The 19,640-nt window shown below is 44.1% G+C and carries 22 protein-coding genes; 3 read left to right on the top strand and 19 right to left on the bottom strand.

All coding sequences use genetic code 11. The features are described from left to right. Window positions 1-156: 156 nt before the first annotated feature. The 12 genes from B1K71_RS02870 to paaA all read right to left on the bottom strand — a co-directional run bounded on the left by B1K71_RS02870 (window position 157) and on the right by paaA (window position 10,514). On the bottom strand, window positions 157-1,107 hold the full coding sequence (locus B1K71_RS02870; RefSeq protein WP_077324490.1) for an NAD(P)H-dependent flavin oxidoreductase: 951 nt from the start codon (window positions 1,105-1,107) through the stop codon (window positions 157-159). Window positions 1,108-1,423: 316 nt separating this feature from the next. Continuing rightward, the gene (locus B1K71_RS02865) at window positions 1,424-2,200 is read right to left on the bottom strand and encodes an enoyl-CoA hydratase-related protein (protein WP_077324489.1); all 777 of its coding nucleotides are present in this window, start codon (window positions 2,198-2,200) and stop codon (window positions 1,424-1,426) included. Between the two features lie 21 nt (window positions 2,201-2,221). Further along, a complete protein-coding gene (locus B1K71_RS02860) occupies window positions 2,222-3,427 on the bottom strand; it encodes an acetyl-CoA C-acyltransferase (protein ID WP_077324488.1) in 1,206 nt (401 codons plus the stop codon). Further along, window positions 3,424-4,299 carry a 3-hydroxyacyl-CoA dehydrogenase gene (locus B1K71_RS02855; RefSeq protein WP_077324487.1) on the bottom strand — a complete coding sequence of 292 codons (876 nt, stop codon included), beginning with the start codon at window positions 4,297-4,299 and terminating at the stop codon, window positions 3,424-3,426. The genes B1K71_RS02860 and B1K71_RS02855 overlap by 4 nt, the downstream gene beginning before the upstream one ends. A 32-nt stretch (window positions 4,300-4,331) precedes the next feature. Beyond that, window positions 4,332-5,810 carry an aldehyde dehydrogenase family protein gene (locus tag B1K71_RS02850; RefSeq protein WP_077324613.1) on the bottom strand — a complete coding sequence of 493 codons (1,479 nt, stop codon included), beginning with the start codon at window positions 5,808-5,810 and terminating at the stop codon, window positions 4,332-4,334. Window positions 5,811-5,882: 72 nt separating this feature from the next. Next, complete coding sequence (locus B1K71_RS02845; RefSeq protein ID WP_077324486.1) at window positions 5,883-6,668, bottom strand: enoyl-CoA hydratase/isomerase family protein; 786 nt, start codon at window positions 6,666-6,668, stop codon at window positions 5,883-5,885. 3 nt (window positions 6,669-6,671) lie between these two features. Continuing rightward, the gene (locus B1K71_RS02840) at window positions 6,672-7,448 is read right to left on the bottom strand and encodes an enoyl-CoA hydratase/isomerase family protein (RefSeq protein WP_077324485.1); all 777 of its coding nucleotides are present in this window, start codon (window positions 7,446-7,448) and stop codon (window positions 6,672-6,674) included. After that, window positions 7,441-7,746: an EthD family reductase gene (locus tag B1K71_RS02835; protein ID WP_077324484.1), complete on the bottom strand. Its 306-nt coding sequence runs from the start codon at window positions 7,744-7,746 to the stop codon at window positions 7,441-7,443. The genes B1K71_RS02840 and B1K71_RS02835 overlap by 8 nt, the downstream gene beginning before the upstream one ends. 21 nt (window positions 7,747-7,767) lie before the next feature. Next, complete coding sequence (gene paaD, locus B1K71_RS02830; RefSeq protein ID WP_077324483.1) at window positions 7,768-8,280, bottom strand: 1,2-phenylacetyl-CoA epoxidase subunit PaaD; 513 nt, start codon at window positions 8,278-8,280, stop codon at window positions 7,768-7,770. A 36-nt stretch (window positions 8,281-8,316) separates the two neighbouring features. After that, on the bottom strand, window positions 8,317-9,156 hold the full coding sequence (paaC, locus tag B1K71_RS02825) for a 1,2-phenylacetyl-CoA epoxidase subunit PaaC (protein ID WP_077324482.1): 840 nt from the start codon (window positions 9,154-9,156) through the stop codon (window positions 8,317-8,319). Next, window positions 9,132-9,491, bottom strand: a complete 360-nt coding sequence (gene paaB / locus B1K71_RS02820; protein ID WP_077324612.1) for a 1,2-phenylacetyl-CoA epoxidase subunit PaaB — start codon at window positions 9,489-9,491, stop codon at window positions 9,132-9,134. The genes paaC and paaB overlap by 25 nt, the downstream gene beginning before the upstream one ends. Window positions 9,492-9,524: 33 nt before the next feature. Further along, window positions 9,525-10,514: a 1,2-phenylacetyl-CoA epoxidase subunit PaaA gene (paaA, locus tag B1K71_RS02815; protein ID WP_077324481.1), complete on the bottom strand. Its 990-nt coding sequence runs from the start codon at window positions 10,512-10,514 to the stop codon at window positions 9,525-9,527. Window positions 10,515-10,785: 271 nt separating this feature from the next. On the opposite strand from paaA, the gene paaX reads away from it, so the two are divergent. Further along, complete coding sequence (paaX, locus tag B1K71_RS02810) at window positions 10,786-11,634, top strand: phenylacetic acid degradation operon negative regulatory protein PaaX (RefSeq protein WP_077324480.1); 849 nt, start codon at window positions 10,786-10,788, stop codon at window positions 11,632-11,634. Between the two features lie 75 nt (window positions 11,635-11,709). Here paaX and B1K71_RS02805 read toward each other — a convergent pair whose 3' ends face one another. The 3 genes from B1K71_RS02805 to B1K71_RS02795 all read right to left on the bottom strand — a co-directional run bounded on the left by B1K71_RS02805 (window position 11,710) and on the right by B1K71_RS02795 (window position 14,065). Beyond that, window positions 11,710-12,243, bottom strand: a complete 534-nt coding sequence (locus B1K71_RS02805; RefSeq protein ID WP_077324479.1) for a gamma carbonic anhydrase family protein — start codon at window positions 12,241-12,243, stop codon at window positions 11,710-11,712. Between the two features lie 2 nt (window positions 12,244-12,245). After that, entirely contained in the window at window positions 12,246-12,668 is a 423-nt protein-coding gene (locus B1K71_RS02800; protein ID WP_077324478.1) for a PaaI family thioesterase, read from the bottom strand. A 68-nt stretch (window positions 12,669-12,736) separates the two neighbouring features. Continuing rightward, window positions 12,737-14,065 carry a phenylacetate--CoA ligase family protein gene (locus tag B1K71_RS02795; protein WP_077324477.1) on the bottom strand — a complete coding sequence of 443 codons (1,329 nt, stop codon included), beginning with the start codon at window positions 14,063-14,065 and terminating at the stop codon, window positions 12,737-12,739. Between the two features lie 306 nt (window positions 14,066-14,371). Here B1K71_RS02795 and B1K71_RS02790 point away from each other — a divergent pair, with 306 nt between their 5' ends. Together B1K71_RS02790 and B1K71_RS02785 are read left to right on the top strand one after the other, a co-directional pair. Continuing rightward, window positions 14,372-14,623 carry a ferredoxin gene (locus B1K71_RS02790; RefSeq protein ID WP_077324476.1) on the top strand — a complete coding sequence of 84 codons (252 nt, stop codon included), beginning with the start codon at window positions 14,372-14,374 and terminating at the stop codon, window positions 14,621-14,623. Between the two features lie 16 nt (window positions 14,624-14,639). Continuing rightward, window positions 14,640-15,638, top strand: a complete 999-nt coding sequence (locus B1K71_RS02785) for an NAD(P)/FAD-dependent oxidoreductase (RefSeq protein WP_077324475.1) — start codon at window positions 14,640-14,642, stop codon at window positions 15,636-15,638. Window positions 15,639-15,856: 218 nt separating this feature from the next. Here the strand turns inward: B1K71_RS02785 and B1K71_RS20230 are convergent, their stop codons facing one another. The 4 genes from B1K71_RS20230 to gatC form a co-directional block, all read right to left on the bottom strand. Then, on the bottom strand, window positions 15,857-15,988 hold the full coding sequence (locus B1K71_RS20230; protein ID WP_281250308.1) for a hypothetical protein: 132 nt from the start codon (window positions 15,986-15,988) through the stop codon (window positions 15,857-15,859). A gap of 125 nt (window positions 15,989-16,113) precedes the next feature. Next, window positions 16,114-17,544, bottom strand: a complete 1,431-nt coding sequence (gene gatB / locus B1K71_RS02780) for an Asp-tRNA(Asn)/Glu-tRNA(Gln) amidotransferase subunit GatB (RefSeq protein ID WP_077324474.1) — start codon at window positions 17,542-17,544, stop codon at window positions 16,114-16,116. After that, window positions 17,541-19,010: an Asp-tRNA(Asn)/Glu-tRNA(Gln) amidotransferase subunit GatA gene (gatA, locus tag B1K71_RS02775; protein ID WP_077324473.1), complete on the bottom strand. Its 1,470-nt coding sequence runs from the start codon at window positions 19,008-19,010 to the stop codon at window positions 17,541-17,543. The genes gatB and gatA overlap by 4 nt, the downstream gene beginning before the upstream one ends. A gap of 12 nt (window positions 19,011-19,022) precedes the next feature. Next, complete coding sequence (gatC, locus tag B1K71_RS02770; protein WP_077324611.1) at window positions 19,023-19,313, bottom strand: Asp-tRNA(Asn)/Glu-tRNA(Gln) amidotransferase subunit GatC; 291 nt, start codon at window positions 19,311-19,313, stop codon at window positions 19,023-19,025. Window positions 19,314-19,640: the final 327 nt, after the last annotated feature.

The following is a 19,640-nucleotide window of genomic DNA, read 5'->3' as shown; positions in this document are numbered from 1 at the left end:
TCCGTGCCGATATTACTTTTCTGCCTCCCAAATAAAGCGCTTACAAAATATATTTTTATATGACGTTATTCCTACGTCATTTTATCATTGTGTGATAATATCGTCAATATTTTTTCAAATATTTCCATATTTTAAGAAAATCAGTTACCGCACGGCTTAATTCAGTAAATCTGAAGTAATATTTAATTGTTCCTTTGCCCCGCTCACCATTCCGTCGATTAGTTCCCTGACGGTCAGCACACGTTCAATTAGTCCGGTTACCTGTCCGGCGTTCATAAATCCATTTTCCAAATCTCCATCCAATGCCCCTTGCAAATGCTGTACCTCTGATGTCAGGTGCATATATTCGTCCGAGGTCATTCCATTTTTCTCAAGTTCCTGAAGCCTTTTGGCATAAGAGGTATTCAAAATCCGGCGCATCCTGCCATAAGACCTGCCAATTAATACCGTTCCAGTCCCTTCCGATGCAACAAGCTGCTTCTTATAATTTTCGTGAAATGGTGCTTCTTTAGTCGTAATAAGGGATGTACCAAGCTGCACACCGCTTGCCCCAAGCGTTAATGCCGCAGCCAGTCCTCTTCCATCACCAATACCCCCGGCTGCAATGACCGGTATATTCACATTGCTGCTAACCTGCGGAATCAGTGTGAACGTTGTCAGTTCAAGGCTGGAATTAATCCCCGCAGCTTCAAATCCTTCAACAACTATGATGTCGGCGCCTGCTGCTTCTGCTTTTTTAGCATGCTTCACGGAAGCAACAACCGTCAGAACTTTAATATTTTTTTCCTGAAGAATGGAAATGTAGCCGGCTGGATTCCCGGCTGACAAAGAAACAATCGGTACATCATGGTCAATCACCATTTGGATTAACTGATTTGTATAATCCGAAACATTTATCGCAATATTAACGGCAAACGGTTTGTCCGTAAGTTTTTTTGTTTCTTCAATAATTTTTCCGACTGTTTCAGGATTCATTGTTCCGCAGCCGATGGTACCAAGTCCCCCTGCCTCTGATACAGCTGCAGCCAGTTTTGCATTGCTGATGTTTCCCATTCCCCCTTGAATAATCGGGTGGGCTATTTCAAGTGTCTTGCAAATCGGATTCATTTTGCCACCTCACGTCTGTTATTATGGTTTAACCATTGCCTGGATTGAATCTAGATTTTAGCTCTCTATCAATCTACATTCGTGGATTATCAACCTATGGCAAGAATTATCGATCTTTATTGTAGTTTATCAACCTTCATTATCCATATATCGACCTTCATGAACACTTTATCAGCCTTCATTATCCATATATCGACCTTCATGAACACTTTATCAACCATTACCACCAGTTTATGAACCTTCAACGCAACATATCGCCTTTATTTCGAAATATCAACCGATTGACCGGCGCAACAGATACGCCGGTTAGCCTTCTTCACTTTCCTTTAAATTCCGGTTTCCGTTTTTCATGAAACGCTGTAAGTGCCTCAAGCCGGTCTTCGGTCGGTATCGTTAACTCATAAGCCTTCGATTCAATTTCTAGTCCGGTTTGCAAATCCGTTTTCATTCCGTTTGAGATTGCGAATTTTGCCTGTTTGATGGCGACCGGACCATTCTTCATCATGTCAGATGCCAGCTGGATACATGCATCATACAATTTTTCATGTTTCACTACCTTTAATATCAGCCCCATCTCCAGTGCCTCAGCAGCAGAGAATTTCTTCGACGTAAAAATCAATTCCTTAGCTTTCATCTCCCCGATTACTCGTGGAAGACGCTGTGTACCACCCGCCCCTGGAATGATTGCCCAGTTCGTTTCTGTCAATCCCATCATTACGTCCTCTGCCGCAATGGAAAAATCACAGGCGAGCATCAGTTCAAAGCCCCCGCCGAAAGCATACCCATTAACAGCAGCTATTGTCGGCTGTGTTAGTGATGCGATACGGTTGAATACATCCCGAATGGCATTAACATTCCTTCGGGTATCCGTTTCGTTCAGATTTTTGCGTTCTTTCAAATCAGCGCCGGCACTAAATGCTTTATTTCCAGCCCCCGTAAAAACAACAACCCTAACATCCGGATCAAGATGAATCTCTTCGACAACATCCCGCAGTCTTGAAAGTGTTATATAATCCAGGCAATTAAGTACTTCTTCCCTGTTTATGGTAACCCATGCAATAGCGTCTTTTTTCTCCAAAAGAACCGTTGACATATGTTCCGCCCCTTTACACAGCTATTCCTGCACATTTTCCACAATTGTTGCAATACCCTGACCGACGCCAACACACATCGTAGCTAAACCATATCCCGCCTCTTCCTTTTTCATTTGATGAATGAGCGTTGTCAAAATCCGTGCACCGCTTGCACCAAGTGGATGGCCGAATGCGATTGCGCCGCCATTGACATTCACCTTTCCCTGATCAAGTTCCAGCTGGCGCATGCATTCAATTGACTGGGAAGCAAAGGCTTCATTTAATTCGACCAAATCAATATCTTCCATTGCCAAACCGGATCGTTTCATCGCTTTCCGGCTGGCGTAAATCGGACCCAGTCCCATGATTCGCGGCTCAAGGCCTGCAGCGGCACCGGCAACATATTTGACTAACGGCTTCAGCCCCAGTTTTTTTGCCCGATCGGCACTCATAATAAGCAGTGCAGCGGCACCGTCGTTGATCCCTGAGGCATTGCCGGCCGTAATTGTACCGTCTTCAAACAACGGTTTTAGTTTCGCCAGCTTTTCCGAAGATGTTTCCGGGCGTGGATGCTCATCTGTATCCACGGTAATCGTGCCGGTTTTCCGGTCTGTATATGTAACAGGGACGATTTCATCAGCGAACCGGTTCGTATCCATTGCCTTTTTCGCCCGCATCTGGCTTTTGAACGCAAATTCGTCCTGCTCTTCTCTGCTTATCTCAAATTGTTCAGCGACATTTTCCGCGGTTTGCGGCATGGAATCTGTCCCGTACATTTTCTCAAGGACAGGGTTAATAAACCGCCAGCCAATTGTTGTATCAAACAATTCCTGATTCCCCCGGGGAAACGCTTTGTCTGGCTTAGCCATGACCATTGGTGCCCGTGTCATGCTTTCTGTCCCGCCGGCAATATAAATATCCCCGTCACCAACAGCAACAGCCCTTGCCGCATACATAACCGCATCAAGGCTTGATCCGCACAGACGATTAATCGTTGTTCCCCCAACCTGAACAGGCAGTCCGGCAAGCAGCCCGGCCATACGGGCGACGTTCCGATTATCTTCGCCCGCCTGATTGGCATTGCCGAGGACAACATCTTCAATTTCCGCTGCCGGAAGTTCCGGATTCCGGTCCAGCAATGCTTTGATTACTACCGCACCAAGATCATCCGGCCGAACCTGTTTTAATGCCCCCCGATACCGGCCAATCGGTGTTCGGACTGCATCGACAATGACGACTTCTTTCATTTCCTAATCAACTCACTTTTATCGGTATAATCATATACACCCTTACCGGTTTTTCGTCCGAGTCTGCCTGCCTTTACGTATTGCTCCAATAGCGGTGCCGGACGATACTTCTCACCAAGTGTTTCGTGCAAATACTTTAAATTGTTGAGCCGTGTATCGAGTCCGACAAGGTCCCCGAGCTCCAGTGGTCCCATTGGATAGTTCAGGCCAAGCTTAATCGCTTTATCGATATCTTCTGCAGATGCCACTCCCTCCTGCAGCATATGAAAAGCCTCATTTCCGACCATCGCACTGATCCGGCTTGTCACAAAACCCGGAAACTCATTCACTTCAACTGTCTCCTTGCCCATCTGTTCGGCAACCATTCGAATGGCAGCAAATGTCTCATCTTTTGTATCCAGTCCCTTAACGATTTCCACAAGTTTCATCCGGTGAACCGGGTTAAAAAAATGCATGACCGTAAACTGTTCCGGCCGGTTCGTAAATGATGCGAGTTCCGTTGGGCTGATAGTAGATGTGTTGGAAGCAATAATGGCATGGTCCGGCGCATATTGCGAAGCGGTTTCCATCACACTTTTTTTCAGTTTGCGATTTTCCGGTACAGCTTCAATGACAAGGTCCGTGCTTGCGGCTGCACGTTCCAGTTCAAGCGATGTCTGAAGCTTGGATGTCATTGCCTCCGCCTGTTCCTGAGTTACTTTTCCTAGTTTCATCCCTTTTTCAGCTGTCCGTTCTGCATAGACAACCGCTTCCTCCAGTTTTTCACCGGAAATATCCACCAATGTCGTGGAAAAACCGGCAAGGGCGGAGACATAAGCTATCCCGCGCCCCATTACACCAGCCCCCACAACCGTAATATTTTCAATGGTCATGGCAAAACTTCCTTTCTATTTTTTTCTGGTAATTAAATGCCGAATGGATTCAATGGCTTGGAACCATAGTATGAAAGAACACTTTTATCCTCCATATACAGATCAAGCGATTCAACCGCCAATTCCCTGCCGAATCCGGATTCCTTATACCCTCCGAACGGGGTTCCCGGAAATGCGGAAAATGGACTGTTTACCATAACAATTCCGGCCTGAATCTGATGTGCAACACGGGTTGCCCGTGCCTGATTCGTCGTCCAAATCGCTGATCCAAGTCCATATTTTGTGTCGTTCGCCCGTTTGACAACTTCCTTTTCATCAGTGAATTTCTCAACGACAACAACCGGTCCAAAAATTTCTTCTTGGACAGCTTTCATATCCGGTGTTACATCAGTAATGACAGTCGGCTCATACCAGTGACCATTTTCAAACCCTTCCACATGCATAACTTTTCCGCCTGTTACAATGGTTGCACCTTCATCCCTGGCAGACTGAACATAACCATCGATCACATCAACCTGATCCCTGCTGATGATAGAACCTAAATGGGTCCCTTTATCAAATGGGTCGCCGGACTTCAGTTTTTTCGTTTTTTCAATAAACCGTTCCATAAATTCATCATAAATAGATTCGTGCACGAACATGCGTGACCGTGCTTCACACGATTGTCCGGTATTGAAAAATATACCAAACAGAGATCCTGCAACGGCCGCTTCCATGTCTGCATCTTCGAATACGATGTTTGGCGATTTTCCGCCAAGTTCAAGCGTAATACGTTTTAATGTATCTGATGCTTTGCCCATAATATCTTTTCCGGTTGGCGTCGAACCTGTAAATGCCACCTTGTTAACATCCTCATGCTGCACAAGATAATCCCCTACAACCTGGCCGGAACCCGGAACTGTATTAACAACTCCCTCTGGAACGCCTGCTTCATGGCAAATTTCATTCAGAAGGATTGCAGTTACCGGCGTAAGACTCGCTGGCTTTACAACAACAGAACATCCCGCTGCAAGTGCCGGTGCAATCTTCCATGCTGCCATCATCATCGGATAATTCCACGGGATAATCTGCGCACACACGCCGACAGGTTCTTTATGTGTATAGTTGAAAAATCCATATGGCATATTATTCACATTACCGCGATGGCCGACAATGGCCCCTGCATAAAATTCAAAATCCTCAATAGCCTGATTAACCTGAACCTGGGCTGCTCCAATCGACTTACCGCTGTTCAAAACTTCCATTTCAATCAGCTCTTTGAACCGTTTCCGCATAATCCCGGCAATATTATTCAGCACTCGCGAACGTTTGCCAACGGGATACTTGCGCCATTTTCCATGGTCAAATGCATTCCGGGCAGCCTGAACTGCTTTTTCTGCGTCTTCCTCATGTGCCTTTGCAACAGTAGCCAGCATCTCACCTTTTGCCGGGTCGTATGTTTCAAATGTTTCACCGGCACCGCCTTCCACGCGTTCTCCGTTAATAACCATTGCATAATGATCCCGTTTCATATCTCCGACTTCAGTTATCAGTTCTTTATTTGCTGTTTGTGTCACAAAAATTCCTCCCCTGTTTATGATCGTTTAGTTGCCGCTGAATTCCGGTTTTCGTTTTTCCTGAAACGCCTTTAACCCCTCCTGATGATCACCGGACATACCGGCAATCCGCTGTGCCTGTGCTTCCTTATCCAAAAACGCTTCATATGATTGCTCCATTCCATCCAGCATGTAACGTTTAATCAGTGAAAATGCTTTGGTAGGCATTGCGGCAATTTTTCCGGAAAATTGCTGCACCTGTTCGTCCCAGTCTTCCGGTTCAATCACTTTTGTTGCCAACCCGAGCGCTAATGCTTCATCACCGGTAATCGGTTTTCCCAGCACCGCTATTTCAAGCGCCTTTGCGTAACCAATTAAGCGCGGAAGCATATACATAAAGCCTGAATCCGGAACAAGTCCGATATTCATAAATGCACTGACAAACTTTGTCCCGGGCTGTACCAGTCTGAAATCCGCTGCAAGCGCCAGACTCATTCCCGCCCCTGCCGCTGTACCGTTTACCGCTGCAATAATCGGTTTGGGAAAATCATTGATGGCCTTCATCATAGGATGATAGCGTCTTCTAAGAAATTCAGCATGGTTGGTATTCTCATCCACCCCGCCCAAATCCTCACCGGCACAGAAAGCCTTACCACTGCCGGTAATCACAACACACCGAATGGCATCATTTTTAGCTGCAGCCTTTAATGCATGTGTGATTTCCTTATTCATGTCAGCCGTAAATGCGTTATACGCTTTTGGCCGGTTCAGCGTAATCATTGCAATACTGTTCTCCGGAAAATACGTTATCGTTTGATAGCCTTCACGCTCCATTGTTTACTCCCCTTTGAACGAAGGCGGGCGTTTATCCATAAATGCCTGCATGCCCTCTTTCTGATCTTCCGAGTCGAATGCCAGGTAAAAATTCTTTCGCTCCAGTTTCATCCCATCCATTAAGGAAAGTTCTTCCGCTTTATGTACTGCTTCTTTGATGAGTCTTAATGAAATTGGCGCCTGTTTCGTCAATTGCTTTGCCAATCTTATAGTTTCTTCATCCAACATTTCCGGAGCAACTACCCGGTTAATCACACCAAATTTCTCTGCCTCTGCCGCGCTCATAAATTCTCCAAGCCAGATCCATTCGAGTGCTTTCCTGCGCCCCATTGCCTTTGTTAAAAACTGTGTTCCCCCTGCTCCAGGCATAACGCCGAGCTTTACTTCCGGAAAACCGAATTTTGCTTTTTCACCGGAAATGATCAAATCACAATGCAAGGCAAGTTCAAACCCGCCGCCAAGCGCAAAGCCATTGACAGAGGCAATTAACGGTTTCTTTATCAGCGTCATCCTGTCCCATACAGCAAATGGGTCCAGAAGTTCAAGCGACATCGGCCGCTCCGCTGCCATTTCTCCAATATCCGCACCTGCTGCAAAAAATTTGTCGTGCCCCTTCACGACAATGACGCGGATTGTTTCGTCACGGTCAAGCATTTCCATTTCCCCGACGATTTCATCGACCATCTGCCGATTCAATGCATTGGAAACGTTTGGTCTGTCAAGCTGTATTACGCCAATGCCATCCTCCCTGGTAACGTTGATATGTTCGTAACTACCCATCGAGTTCCTCACCAATCATTAACGTTACAAGATCACCCGCAAATTGCATCACATCTTTTCCGGAAGCTTTTCCTTCATCTGTTTTCATTGCTTTTTGTAATGAATCCTGGTCATCGTAAAACATTTCACAGAGTAAATAATAATCACTCTTTCCCATTGGCGAGCCAACAATTTTGGTTACTTTCATCTCCCGGAGACCCGGGATTTCCTTCGTAATCGGTGTATGCACATTAAAGTAATGTTCATCAAATTTTTCCTTGTTCTCCGGTTGTTTGTACAGCGCAATCAATTTTGTCATTTTAGTTCCTCCTTATTTATTTCAGCCGCTTTTTTCTCCGGCTGTTGTTTTGATAACCGGCTTCATTGCCTCAAATGGATTTCTGCATCCCATACAATACAAAATACTTCTGCATGCAGTCGGTCCGAAAACATTTTCTATCGACGTATACTCCGAATTACAATAAGGACAATTGACTGTCCATTGCTCGCCCGGAATATAATCTTCGGGAGGCGGGGCAATTCCATGTTTTTTCAGATTCTCTTTCCCCGTAACTGTAATGGCATCAGTCGTCCACTCATACTGAAATGAAAATGCCACATCGCATGTATTGACCCACCCGATTTGTTCGACCGCCTTTTTGACATCTTTTTCGATAATATCAAGGGCGGGACACCCTGCAAAAGTCGGTACCATTGAAATAGATACATCCGCACCGTCAATTGAAAGATCATGAACCATCCCCAAATCATAGACACTTACCGTGGGAAGTTCCGGGTCATCAACCGTCCTTAATACGGCATAAACTTCATTTCGCTGCTGTTTCACATGCATCACATCCCCCTTCTTGTCAAAAGTACCCCCTGAAATCTACCAAACCGCTTTTTTATCACTGGCATAAACTTCTGAAAAAGTCGCGATTGCCTGATGGATGTCTGCTGTATGTTCCTGATTCCGCCCATTGCCGAGTCCGCATTCGGGCATTCCGGCGGGCGGGGATACAAGTACAGATTCCACTTCCTTCTTCCATTGCTTTTTTATAAACTCCTCACTGGCAATCAACTGATTGTTCACAATCTCAGGCCCCTTTGGCCCCAATTTAAACGCATCACCAAAGACTCCCCATGCCTCTTCCACTCTTGTCTGAATTCTGGAATGCGCCTCTTCACTTGAATGCTGCAGCTGTTGCATCCATAGCTTCCAATGTGCCAGATGATAGATCTGCTCCATCAACACTTTCCGGGCGACATTTGCCAGTGGAACATAGGAACTTTCTGTAAGTGCCTCCAATTTAATCTTTTTTAGAGTCTCATAGAAATACTGCCGCACAACAGCTAATGCCCAATCAAAATACGGCTCCTCCAAATAGTTTCCATCCCCGTTTCTTTTCTCAAGAAAAACGGCATTTCTCCGTTCTTCCGCCGGCCGCTCATGGGCAAGGAAGTCAATTTCACCTTCCCCCAACTCCTCCAAAAGCGCGAAGTACATATTCGCATGCCCCATCGTATTTTGAGTAATGGATGAAAAAGCAACATCTTCCTCAATATGCGGTGCAAGACCGAGCCATTCAGATCCCCGGAATGCCACAATAAACTCATCATCCGCAAGCTGGTAAAGCAATTCTGTTATTGCATTCAAATAATCCTTATTCTGTTTTGCCTGCTCGGCAGATTCCACTTTATCCGTCACGATTTCTTCACCTCTTTCCACGACATGATCTCTTTTTCGTCAAGCATTCCCTGCTCTTTTTCACGCCATTTCTTACGCAAATAGCCGTATCCTTTTGTTGTCCGGTATTGTTTATTATCCAGCCGTTTCGTCCAGGTTGTACGTTCCTCACTTGTCATCGAACGTATATGTTTCCGCTGCACAACCCAAACATCCAGCACATCTTCCCGGCGCATAAAGTTTTCCTGCGCCATCATCATTGCCATCTCATCATTTGGTGCAAGCAGGCTGAATTGGTGCTGGACCGGTGCTTTTACACTTTTCTTGCTGAACACTTCATATTCCTTATAAAATTTCGATTCATCCTGTTTTCCCATCGTAACTCCCCTTTCAATCCTTGATATTTCAACCTATGAAGGCATTTCCTGCGGGATCAGCGCCTGTCGCACCCAGCGATTTTTTTCATAGGCAATTTCCCGTAAACGGAGCCGTTCTTTCGACCTTGGTCCGTTATTCTTTATAATTTTCTTAAATTCCGCCCAATCCGGCTGCTGATAAATCCATTGTTCCTTTTCGTCGTCGTAATGAATCGTGTCATCGGGAACCGTTAATCCCAATGAAAAGGCGCGCGGTAAGTATTTATCCAAAAATGCCTGACGCAATTCTTCGTTATTGCTTTTCCGGATCCGGTATTTAATCATAATATCCTGTTTGGATGATCCGGTTGTGTCTGCTGACGGCGGACCAAAGAACATTAAAAGTGCCGGCCACCAGCGGTTGAGGGACTCCTGCAGAATTCCCCGCTGATATTCATTCCCTTCTGCAAGTGCCATGATGATTGCTTCACCATGCTGTGCGTGAAAAACCTCTTCCGCACAAATGCGTTGGAGTGCACGCTGATACGGTCCATATGATGCGTCCAGCATATTTGTCTGGGAAATGATTGCTGCTCCATCAACCATCCAGCCTACCATGCCTGCATCTGCCCATGTTTTTGTCGGCATGTGAAAGACGTTATGGAACTTCAAATCACCACTCAGCAGATCCTCCATCAGATTTTCTCTCGTTTTGCCATATGGCTTCATCAAATCTTCCGCCACCCGAAGCAGCAGCTGACCATGACCCATCTCATCCTGCACCTTTGCCATGATGCCGAGTTTCCGCTTCAATGTCGGCGCTTTCGGAACCCATTCTTTTTCAGGCAGCGCGCCCATAATCTCACTAATTCCATGCATGGAAATAAGTTTGATAAGTGCCTGCCGGTAGTCATCAGGCATCCAGTCATCGGCTTCAATTTTTTCGCCTGCTTCAATTCTTTTCATAAACGCTTCATATTTCTGCTGATCCGCTTCAGAATAGTCATCCGATACAAAGTCCCCATCCGGAATGTAATTGTACATCATTCCATCCCCCTTATTACGCTTTATTAACGTTATTGTATCAAAACGTTATATGTTATTCAATATCAATTTTGTAAATGTTTGAATAGTGTCCATTATTTTAATGGAAGAAGCTGGTTACGGCGGTTATTTGTTTGACAGATATACTGAAAAACTTTACGATTAATATTACGAATTTCTATTTACCGTTAAGTTTTAATCACATTTATAAAAGTACTGTCTAATTTGAAGATAAACGTTGCAATTCAATTCATATAGAAAGGAACATAGCATGGAAAAACAATTTAATACACGTTCCATGATATTCACGCTTTACGGTGATTACATCAGACATCATGGAAATGTCATCTGGATCGGCAGTCTTATTCGATTGCTGAAAGAATTCGGCCACAATGAAATGAGTGTACGGGCAGCAATTTCCCGGATGAATAAACAGGGCTGGATCCAATCTGAAAAAATTGGAAATAAAAGTTACTACTCGCTGACGGAACGGGGAAAAGCGCGGATGGAGGAAGCGTCCAAACGGATTTACAAGTCCAAGTCGCCTTCCTGGGATGGGATGTGGCGTATGCTTGTGTACACCATCCCGGAAAACAAAAGGCATCTTCGTGATGAATTACGTAAAGAACTCGTTTGGAGCGGCTTCGGCTTATTATCCAACAGCTGCTGGATTACCCCGAATCCACTGGAAGATCAAATAAACCGACTCGTTGAAAAATATGAAATTGCTGATTATGTATCTTTCTTCCGCTCGACATATGAGGGGATGAGTACTAATCAGGAACTTGTCACAAAGTGCTGGGATATCGATGATGTGAACGACCGTTATTCGGAGTTCATTCGGGACTATAGCCAGCGATATGTCATTGATAAGCCGAAAATTGAAAAAGGTGAAATCAGTGATGGAAGCTGTTTTGTAAAGGCTGCGATGCTGGTTCATCAATATAGAAAGTTTTTGTTTATTGACCCAAACTTGCCCGGTGAACTGCTGCCGGAAAAATGGCTTGGTGATTCAGCTGCATCGCTGTTTACCGACTATTATCAACTGCTGCAGAGTCCGGCCAACCGCTTTTTTGAATCCGTTTTTGAGCTTGGTAAGATAAGCAAGGTTACCAAATAAGGTCAGTCTTTCCGGCCCTGCCGGAAAGTACTGTCCTCTATCTAAGGGGTAGTTGTTACACATGAACAGGCTTATTTATTTTGCTACTATTTTTTCAAATACTTCCTTCTTCTGAAATGCCTGCCCCTTCACCATATAGGTGGATATAGTTTCCTCAATCATTTCCATGTCCTTATCTGTCAGGGTTCGAATCACTTTTCCGGGTGAACCGACCACAAGTGATCTTGGAGGTATCTTTTTCCCTGATGGTATCAGACTATTGGCACCGATAATGGAATAATCACCGATTTCCGCTCCATCGAGGACAGTGGCACCCATACCAACCAGTACACCTTTATGCAATGTACAACCATGAACAATTGCATTATGGCCAATGGATACATCATCGTCCAATGTTAATGGGAACTGTTCATACAGGTGGCACATGCTATTTTCCTGAATATTGCAGCGTCTGCCAATCTTGATTGGACCTTCATCACCCCGAATAACAGTGTTAAACCAGATACTGGACTCCGCCCCAATTGTTACATTCCCTATTATTTTCGCTCCATCAGCAATAAAAACCGATTCGTGGATGTCCGGCTGATGTGCATTATATCGATAAATCATCGTCATTCCTCCACATCTTTGATTAAAATGGAAGACACACAGGTGGCGGATTTTTTCCCGTTCTGTTCCAATTCCGTCACCACATATGCCAAGGTCCTGCCAAGGCGTTCCACTCTTGATGTCATTTCCACTTTCCCTTCAACAACCGGTCGGTGAAAGGTAGTATCAAGGTCAATCGATGCAAAACCTTGCTGATCCGTCAATTTGGATGAAATCGCATAGGCCATCATAATATCCGCTGCTGCTGCAAGAAAACCTCCCATTGCTACGCCGATTCCATTTATATACTTGCGATCAACCGTCCATGTTCCATATGCAATGCCCTCCATTGCATCATGCACAACCACTTGCATTGTAGTATCACATGGAGGTGGTTTCTTCTGTTCATTGGCAACCTTTTGCAGGTCACTCATTTTAAACGTCATCTCCGTAAATCCCTTCTTCCATCAAATCATATTTTTCTTTTGTCACTGCAACGGTCCTTGGAGTGTGTTTAATTGACCGTTTGTTTCATGCGCTCATCCACGATTCTGACTGCTTTTCCTTCTGAGCGAGGTATGGATTTTGGAGGCTGCACATCCACATCAACCGAGACAAGACATTCCTGTTTAATGGATGTTTGCAATTCCCGCTTAAGCCTGGATATAACCGAGTGTTCCAAATTCTGCTGGCATTGCACATACGATTCTTCAGATAGCTCTACCTGCAACTTCACAGCATCCAGATGTCCATCCTTACTTAGAAATAATTGATAATGTGGTGTTAATTCTTCCACCTTCAGCAGGGAGCGTTCCATTTCAAACGGAAACACATTGACACCGCGAATAACAAGCATGTCATCAATTCGGCCTTTCACACGAGTCATTCTTGCTGTAGTACGACCGCAGCTGCATGTTTTGCGATTAATTGCCGCAATGTCCCCGGTGCGATAGCGGATAATTGGCAGCGCTTCCTTTTTTAAGCTGGTAATAACTAATTCACCGTATTCACCATCCGGCACACGCTCTTTTGTGTCAGGGTCAATAATTTCCGGTATAAAATGATCTTCCTGTATGTGAAGCCCATTTTGTTCGTCGACACATTCAATGGAAACGCCAGGACCGACAATCTCGCTTAAGCCGTAAATGTCCATAGCTTTGATTCCCAGTTCCTCCTCAAGCGTATCCCGCATTTCCTCCGACCATGGCTCTGCACCGAAAATTCCATATTCGAGACTGGTTTTTTTCGGGTTAATTCCTTGCTCTTTCATTTTTTCCGCAATATGCAGCGCATACGATGGGGTGGAACAGATAACTATCGGTTTAAAATCCAGAATGAGCAGTATTTGTCGTTTAGTATTACCGCCGGATACCGGTACTGTCGTAATTCCCAGTTTTTCTCCGCCATGATGAAGTCCCAATCCACCGGTAAATAGTCCATAGCCATATGCATTATGCATAACATCATCCCTACTGCCGCCCGAAGCCGCAATTGACCTTGCCACAATCTCTGCCCAATTGTCGATATCATTTTTAGTATACCCAACGACAGTCGGTTTTCCGCTTGTCCCGGATGAGGCATGCAAACGAACAACATCCTTCATTGGCGAAGCAAAGAGACCGTATGGATAATGGTCGCGAAGATCTTGTTTCACGGTAAAAGGCAGTTTTTGCAAATCATCCAGGGATTGAATATCAGCAGGTTTCAGACCTGTTTTCGAAAACTTTCCCTTATAAAACGGAACACTGTCATAAACGCGTTTTACCGTTTTCTGAAGGTAACACAACTGCAGTTTTTCCAGTTCTTCCCGATCCATCGTTTCCATTTCCTCATTGAAAATCATGAAATATCCCCCTTTAAAATATATGCGGCAAGCCAACCCCTCTGGTGTATAACATATAATTAAACCAGCGTAATAATTTCGTCATCTATAATGATATCGGGACGTTAAAAGGATGTCAACCGTATTTTGAATTTTTAAAACCCAATGTTTTTAAGCTTAGCAACCTTTATCACTACTGCAATTTTGGGAAAAACTTTTAGTCAGGAAGAAATTCCTGTTGACAAGATGAAAAGACTTTTATACGATTCATATAATAAAATTAATAGGTACGTTTTAATACCGTTATATAGTTAAGGGAGGATTTCAATGACGCTTTATACAATCGTTGACAGGGAAACCTGTATTTCATGCGGTGCCTGTGGTACAGCTGCTCCGGATTTGTTTGACTATGATGAAGAAGAAGGATTGTCCTACTATATTGGAGATGATAATCACGGCTGTAGACCAATTGACGCTGGATTCACTGAAGACCTGGAAGATGCCTATGAAGGATGTCCGACAAATTCCATTAAGATGGCTGATACTCCGTTTGACGGAGACCCAAATAAATTTGAGTAATAAGGAGTTGCATAGTATGTCAGAAGAAAAGATTTATGATCTAACCATTATTGGTGCCGGACCGATTGGTTTATTTACTGCTTTTTACGCGGGAATGCGAAATGCATCAGTCCACATGATTGACAGTATGCCTGAGGTTGGCGGTCAGCTGGCAGCACTTTATCCTGATAAATATATTTATGATGTGGCAGGTTTTCCAAACATAAAAGCGAAGGATTTGGTCGAGCAGTTGTATGAGCAATCCAAAACATTCTCCCCGAAATTGAGTCTGAATGAGTCGGTTAAAAACGTGATCCAACTGGAAGATGGAACGTTTCAAATAGATACTTCCGGATCGAGCTATTTTGCCCGAAGCGTCATTATTACTGCGGGTGCCGGGGCATTCCAGCCGCGCAAACTGAAAGTCGACAGGGCAGATCAATTTGAAGACAGAAACTTGCATTACTTTGTTAAAAAACTGGAACAATTTAAGAATCGCCGCGTATTAATTTGCGGTGGTGGGGATTCAGCTGTCGACTGGTCGCTCGCACTTGAACCGGTTGCCAAAGAGGTTATCCTTATCCATCGACGTGATAAATTTCGTGCCCATGAGCACAGTTTGTCCTTACTGCAGGAATCCAATGTTCATATAAAAACACCGTATGAAGTGGGTAAATTAGTTGGAAATGACAAAATTGAACAAGTAATGCTTCAGGAAATTAAGGGGGAGAACGTACATGTATTAGACGTGGATGACGTCATTGTCAACTTTGGCTTTGTGACTTCTCTTGGTCCTTTGAAAGACTGGGGAATGGAAACATCCAAAAATGCGATTTACGTCAACCAACAGATGGAAACATCGATACCAGGCATTTTTGCAGCTGGTGACGTTTGTGCATATGATGGCAAGCCGAGGCTGATTGCCACAGGATTTGGTGAAGCAACCATCGCCGTCAATCATGCCAAGGCAATGATTGATCCAAAAGCAAGGCTGCATGTGCACAGCACACATTTATTCGCGACAGCAGCACCGTGATAATACTGGTGAGCCTGCATCTAATCCTTTTTGACAATTGAAAGTGTGTACAGTGATATAACAAGAGCTACTAATGAAATAACAATCGCGGTCCAAAACATGAAACACACCCCTTTCTCTCGTCGCGGAATTTGAATACCTTGCAATTATTGTATAAATAAATTATGCTATGAATAAGATATGGTTAGGAGAGGAATTAAATCCTCTCTCATGGTTTGTTAGGGTCGCTCCTTTTGCAAGAAGGAACGGCTCTTTTTCTTTTGTCTTATATGCAAAATAGCAACTGTTAAATTGATAACAGCAACTGCCAAATTTAACACTGAAGCCAAAAGAATTAACCACATTTCCATATCTTAGCACCCCCTTTCGTACAGGGAGTGTGTTCATTATAACATACTATGTGTGAAAATTCTTTTTTTTTGAGAAAACTAATAAGCAGTGAACTCCATAACGAAGTCCACTGCCTTTGCTTATTTTATCTCTTCTCCATTTCAGACATCAGGATTTTATTCACCATCGGCGGGTTTGCCTGTCCTTTGGTTGCTTTCATTACCTGTCCGACAAGAAATCCTAATGCCCGGTCTTTCCCATTTTTATAGTCGGTTACCGATTGTTCATTTTCATCCAATACCTTCGTGATAATCGGCAGCAGCTGACTTTCATCGGAAATTTGCACAAGACCTTTTTCTTTCACAATTTTTTCCGGGTCGCCGCCCTTATCAACCAATTCCGCAAAAACTTTCTTGGCAATCTTGGATGAAATTGTGCCGTCCTCAATCAGTTTGATCATTTTGGACAGGGCCTTTGGTGTCATCTCCAGATCATGCAATTCTTTCTGGTGCTTATTCATATAGCCGGAGACTTCACCCATCAGCCAGTTGGAAGCCTGCTTGATCTCAGCACCGTGATCAACTGTTTCCTGGAAAAAGTCAGCCATCTCCTTGGAACTGGTCAAAACACCGGCATCATATTCCGGTAATCCGAGTTCGGCAATGTACCTTTCTTTACGTGCATCCGGGAGCTCCGGAATTTGTTGACGGATGCGTTCTTTCCATGCTTCATCAATATACAATGGAACAAGATCCGGTTCAGGGAAATAACGGTAATCATCTGATCCTTCTTTTACACGCATCAGGATCGTTTCTTTTGTTTTTTCATCGTACCGGCGTGTTTCCTGTAAAATTTCGCCGCCGGACAACAGAACCTGCTCCTGGCGCTTTTCTTCAAATTCCAGTCCTTTTTGAACAAAGGCAAATGAGTTCAGGTTTTTCAGCTCGGATTTGGTACCAAACGCTTCCTGACCGATTGGACGGATGGACAGGTTGGCATCACAACGCAGTGAACCTTCCTCCATCTTACAGTCAGAAACACCTGTATACTGAATGATGTTTTTCAGTTTTTCCAGATAGGCGTATGCCTCTTCCGGCGAGCGCATATCCGGCTCAGATACAATCTCAATCAACGGTGTGCCTTGGCGGTTGTAGTCAACCAGTGAGTAGCCGTTATCCTGGTGATTGAGTTTTCCCGCATCTTCTTCGAGGTGAAGCCGGGTAATGCCAATCCGTTTTTTCTCTCCATTTACTTCAATCTCAATCCAGCCATTTTCCCCGATTGGCTTATCAAACTGAGAAATCTGATATGCTTTCGGGTTATCCGGATAGAAATAGTTTTTTCGGTCAAACTTCGTATCCGTTGCAATTTCACAGTTTAATGCCATAGCGGCTTTCATTGCGAAGTTAACCGCCTCTTCATTTAAAACCGGAAGCGTGCCGGGATATCCCAGATCAATCGGGTTAACATTCGTGTTCGGTTCAGCGCCGAACGCATTCGGGCTTGGACTGAAAATTTTCGAATCAGTTTTCAATTCCACGTGCACTTCAAGTCCTATAATCGTTTCAAAGTTCATTTGTCGGCACCTCCCACTTGAGGTCGTTTCGTATGAAAATCAGTAGCCTGTTCATAAGCATGTGCAGCACGATAAACAGTACTTTCATCAAAATGTTTTCCAATAACTTGCAAACCGATTGGCAGTCCTTTTTCTGAAAATCCGCATGGCACGGAAATCCCCGGAACGCCTGCAAGGTTGACCGGAATCGTTAAAATATCGTTTGCATACATTGTCAGCGGATCCTTTATTTTTTCACCGATTTTAAATGCTGGCGTCGGTGTTGTTGGTCCAATGACTACATCATAGTTTTCAAAGATTTTATCAAAGTCGTTTTTAATCAGGGTCCTAACCTTTTGTGCCTTTTTGTAATAAGCGTCATAGTAGCCGGAACTCAGTGCAAAAGTACCAAGCATAATACGTCGTTTCACTTCTTCCCCGAATCCTTCACTGCGGGAAAGTTTGAACATATCGATCATGTTATCCGCTTGTTCTGAACGCACGCCATAACGAACACCGTCAAAGCGGGCAAGATTAGCGGAAGCTTCAGATGAAGAAAGCAGATAATAGGTTGCTACAGCGTATTTAGAATGCGGCAGCGAAACTTCTTCCCATTCCGCACCAAGTGACTCGTATACTTTCAATGCCTTTTCAACGGATGCCTTTACTTCCGGATCGACACCTTCACCGAGGTATTCTTTTGGAACCGCGATTTTCAAGCCTTTTACATCGCCGGATAAAGATTCAGTATAAGCTGGAACATCCACATTTGCACTGGTGGAATCCATTTTGTCGTGTCCGGAAATGATTTCAAGAACGCGTGCATTATCTTCCACATTCCGGGTTATCGGACCAATCTGATCGAGTGATGATGCAAACGCCACAAGTCCAAAGCGGGAAACCCGTCCATATGTAGGCTTCAAACCGACAACACCGCAAAATGCTGCTGGCTGCCGGATGGAACCACCTGTGTCAGATCCCAGTGAGAACAATACCTCTCCCGCAGCAACTGAAGCAGCCGAACCACCACTTGAACCGCCTGGTACATAAGCTGTATTCCATGGGTTACGAGTCGGCTCAAAACTGGAATTTTCATTGGATGAACCCATCGCGAATTCATCCATGTTCAGTTTGCCGATGGTTACTGCCTTTTCTGCATTTAACTTTTCAACAACAGTTGCATTGTATAAAGGTTGGTCAAAATTACGCAAAAACTGACTTCCACAAGTAGTGCGCAATTCCTTTGTCATGATGTTATCCTTAATGCCGGCCGGGATTCCGAACAAGCTTGATGCAGTGTCAGGAGCATCATCCAGTTTTTTTGCCTGCATGCGTGCCTTCTCCTCATCCAGCGTCAGGAACGCGTGCACTTCATCCTCGACTTCATTAATCCGGTCATACGATGCATTAACGAGATCTTCTGCGATAATCTCTTTATTTTTCAACATTTTTTCCAATTGTTTTATACTATGGTCAAACAATGCCATGTTCTACCCTCCCTATTCCAATATTGATGGAACACGGAACAGACCATCCTGTTTATCCGGTGCATTTTGTAATGCATCCTCTTGTGTGATCCATTCTTTCGGTTCATCTTTACGAAGTACATTTTTCAAGTCCAGCACGTGCGTAGTTGGCTCCACATCTTCTGTATCCAGTTCATTCAACTGTTCAGCATATGTAATAATGGAATCCAGCTGATTAGCGAACATATCTGCTTCTTCTTCCGTAATCGCCAGTCTGGCCAAATGTGCGACGTGTTTCACCTGATCCTTTGAAATATCTGACATATGGTCTACACCTCCAACAAAAAAATATTTTATCTTTATCAATTCGAAAACATCATTATTTTTATTCGACACTATTGATAATAGCAGAATTGCCAGTGCATAAGCAACTAAACACAAACTACACCTTCAATTGATTTAAACCATTAGCCCTTTGGTAAATTTCCTCGAGCAATTTCCAGTTGAATAAGAACTTCTTGGGGCTAACATAAAAAGGTCCAAATATGATTATCCCAGGGAACTGTTGCGATTTTTTAATAATTTTTAATAAAAGTTTAAAATTAGGAACATATTTTAATTTCACTGCATACACTTAAGTGTTGCTAAAAA

The organism is Virgibacillus siamensis (assembly GCF_900162695.1).
GTDB classification, from domain to species: Bacteria; Bacillota; Bacilli; order Bacillales; family Amphibacillaceae; genus Lentibacillus; species Lentibacillus siamensis_A.
The sequence above is the reverse complement of the archived record's forward strand: the minus strand, read 5'-3'. Positions and strand labels throughout refer to the sequence as shown.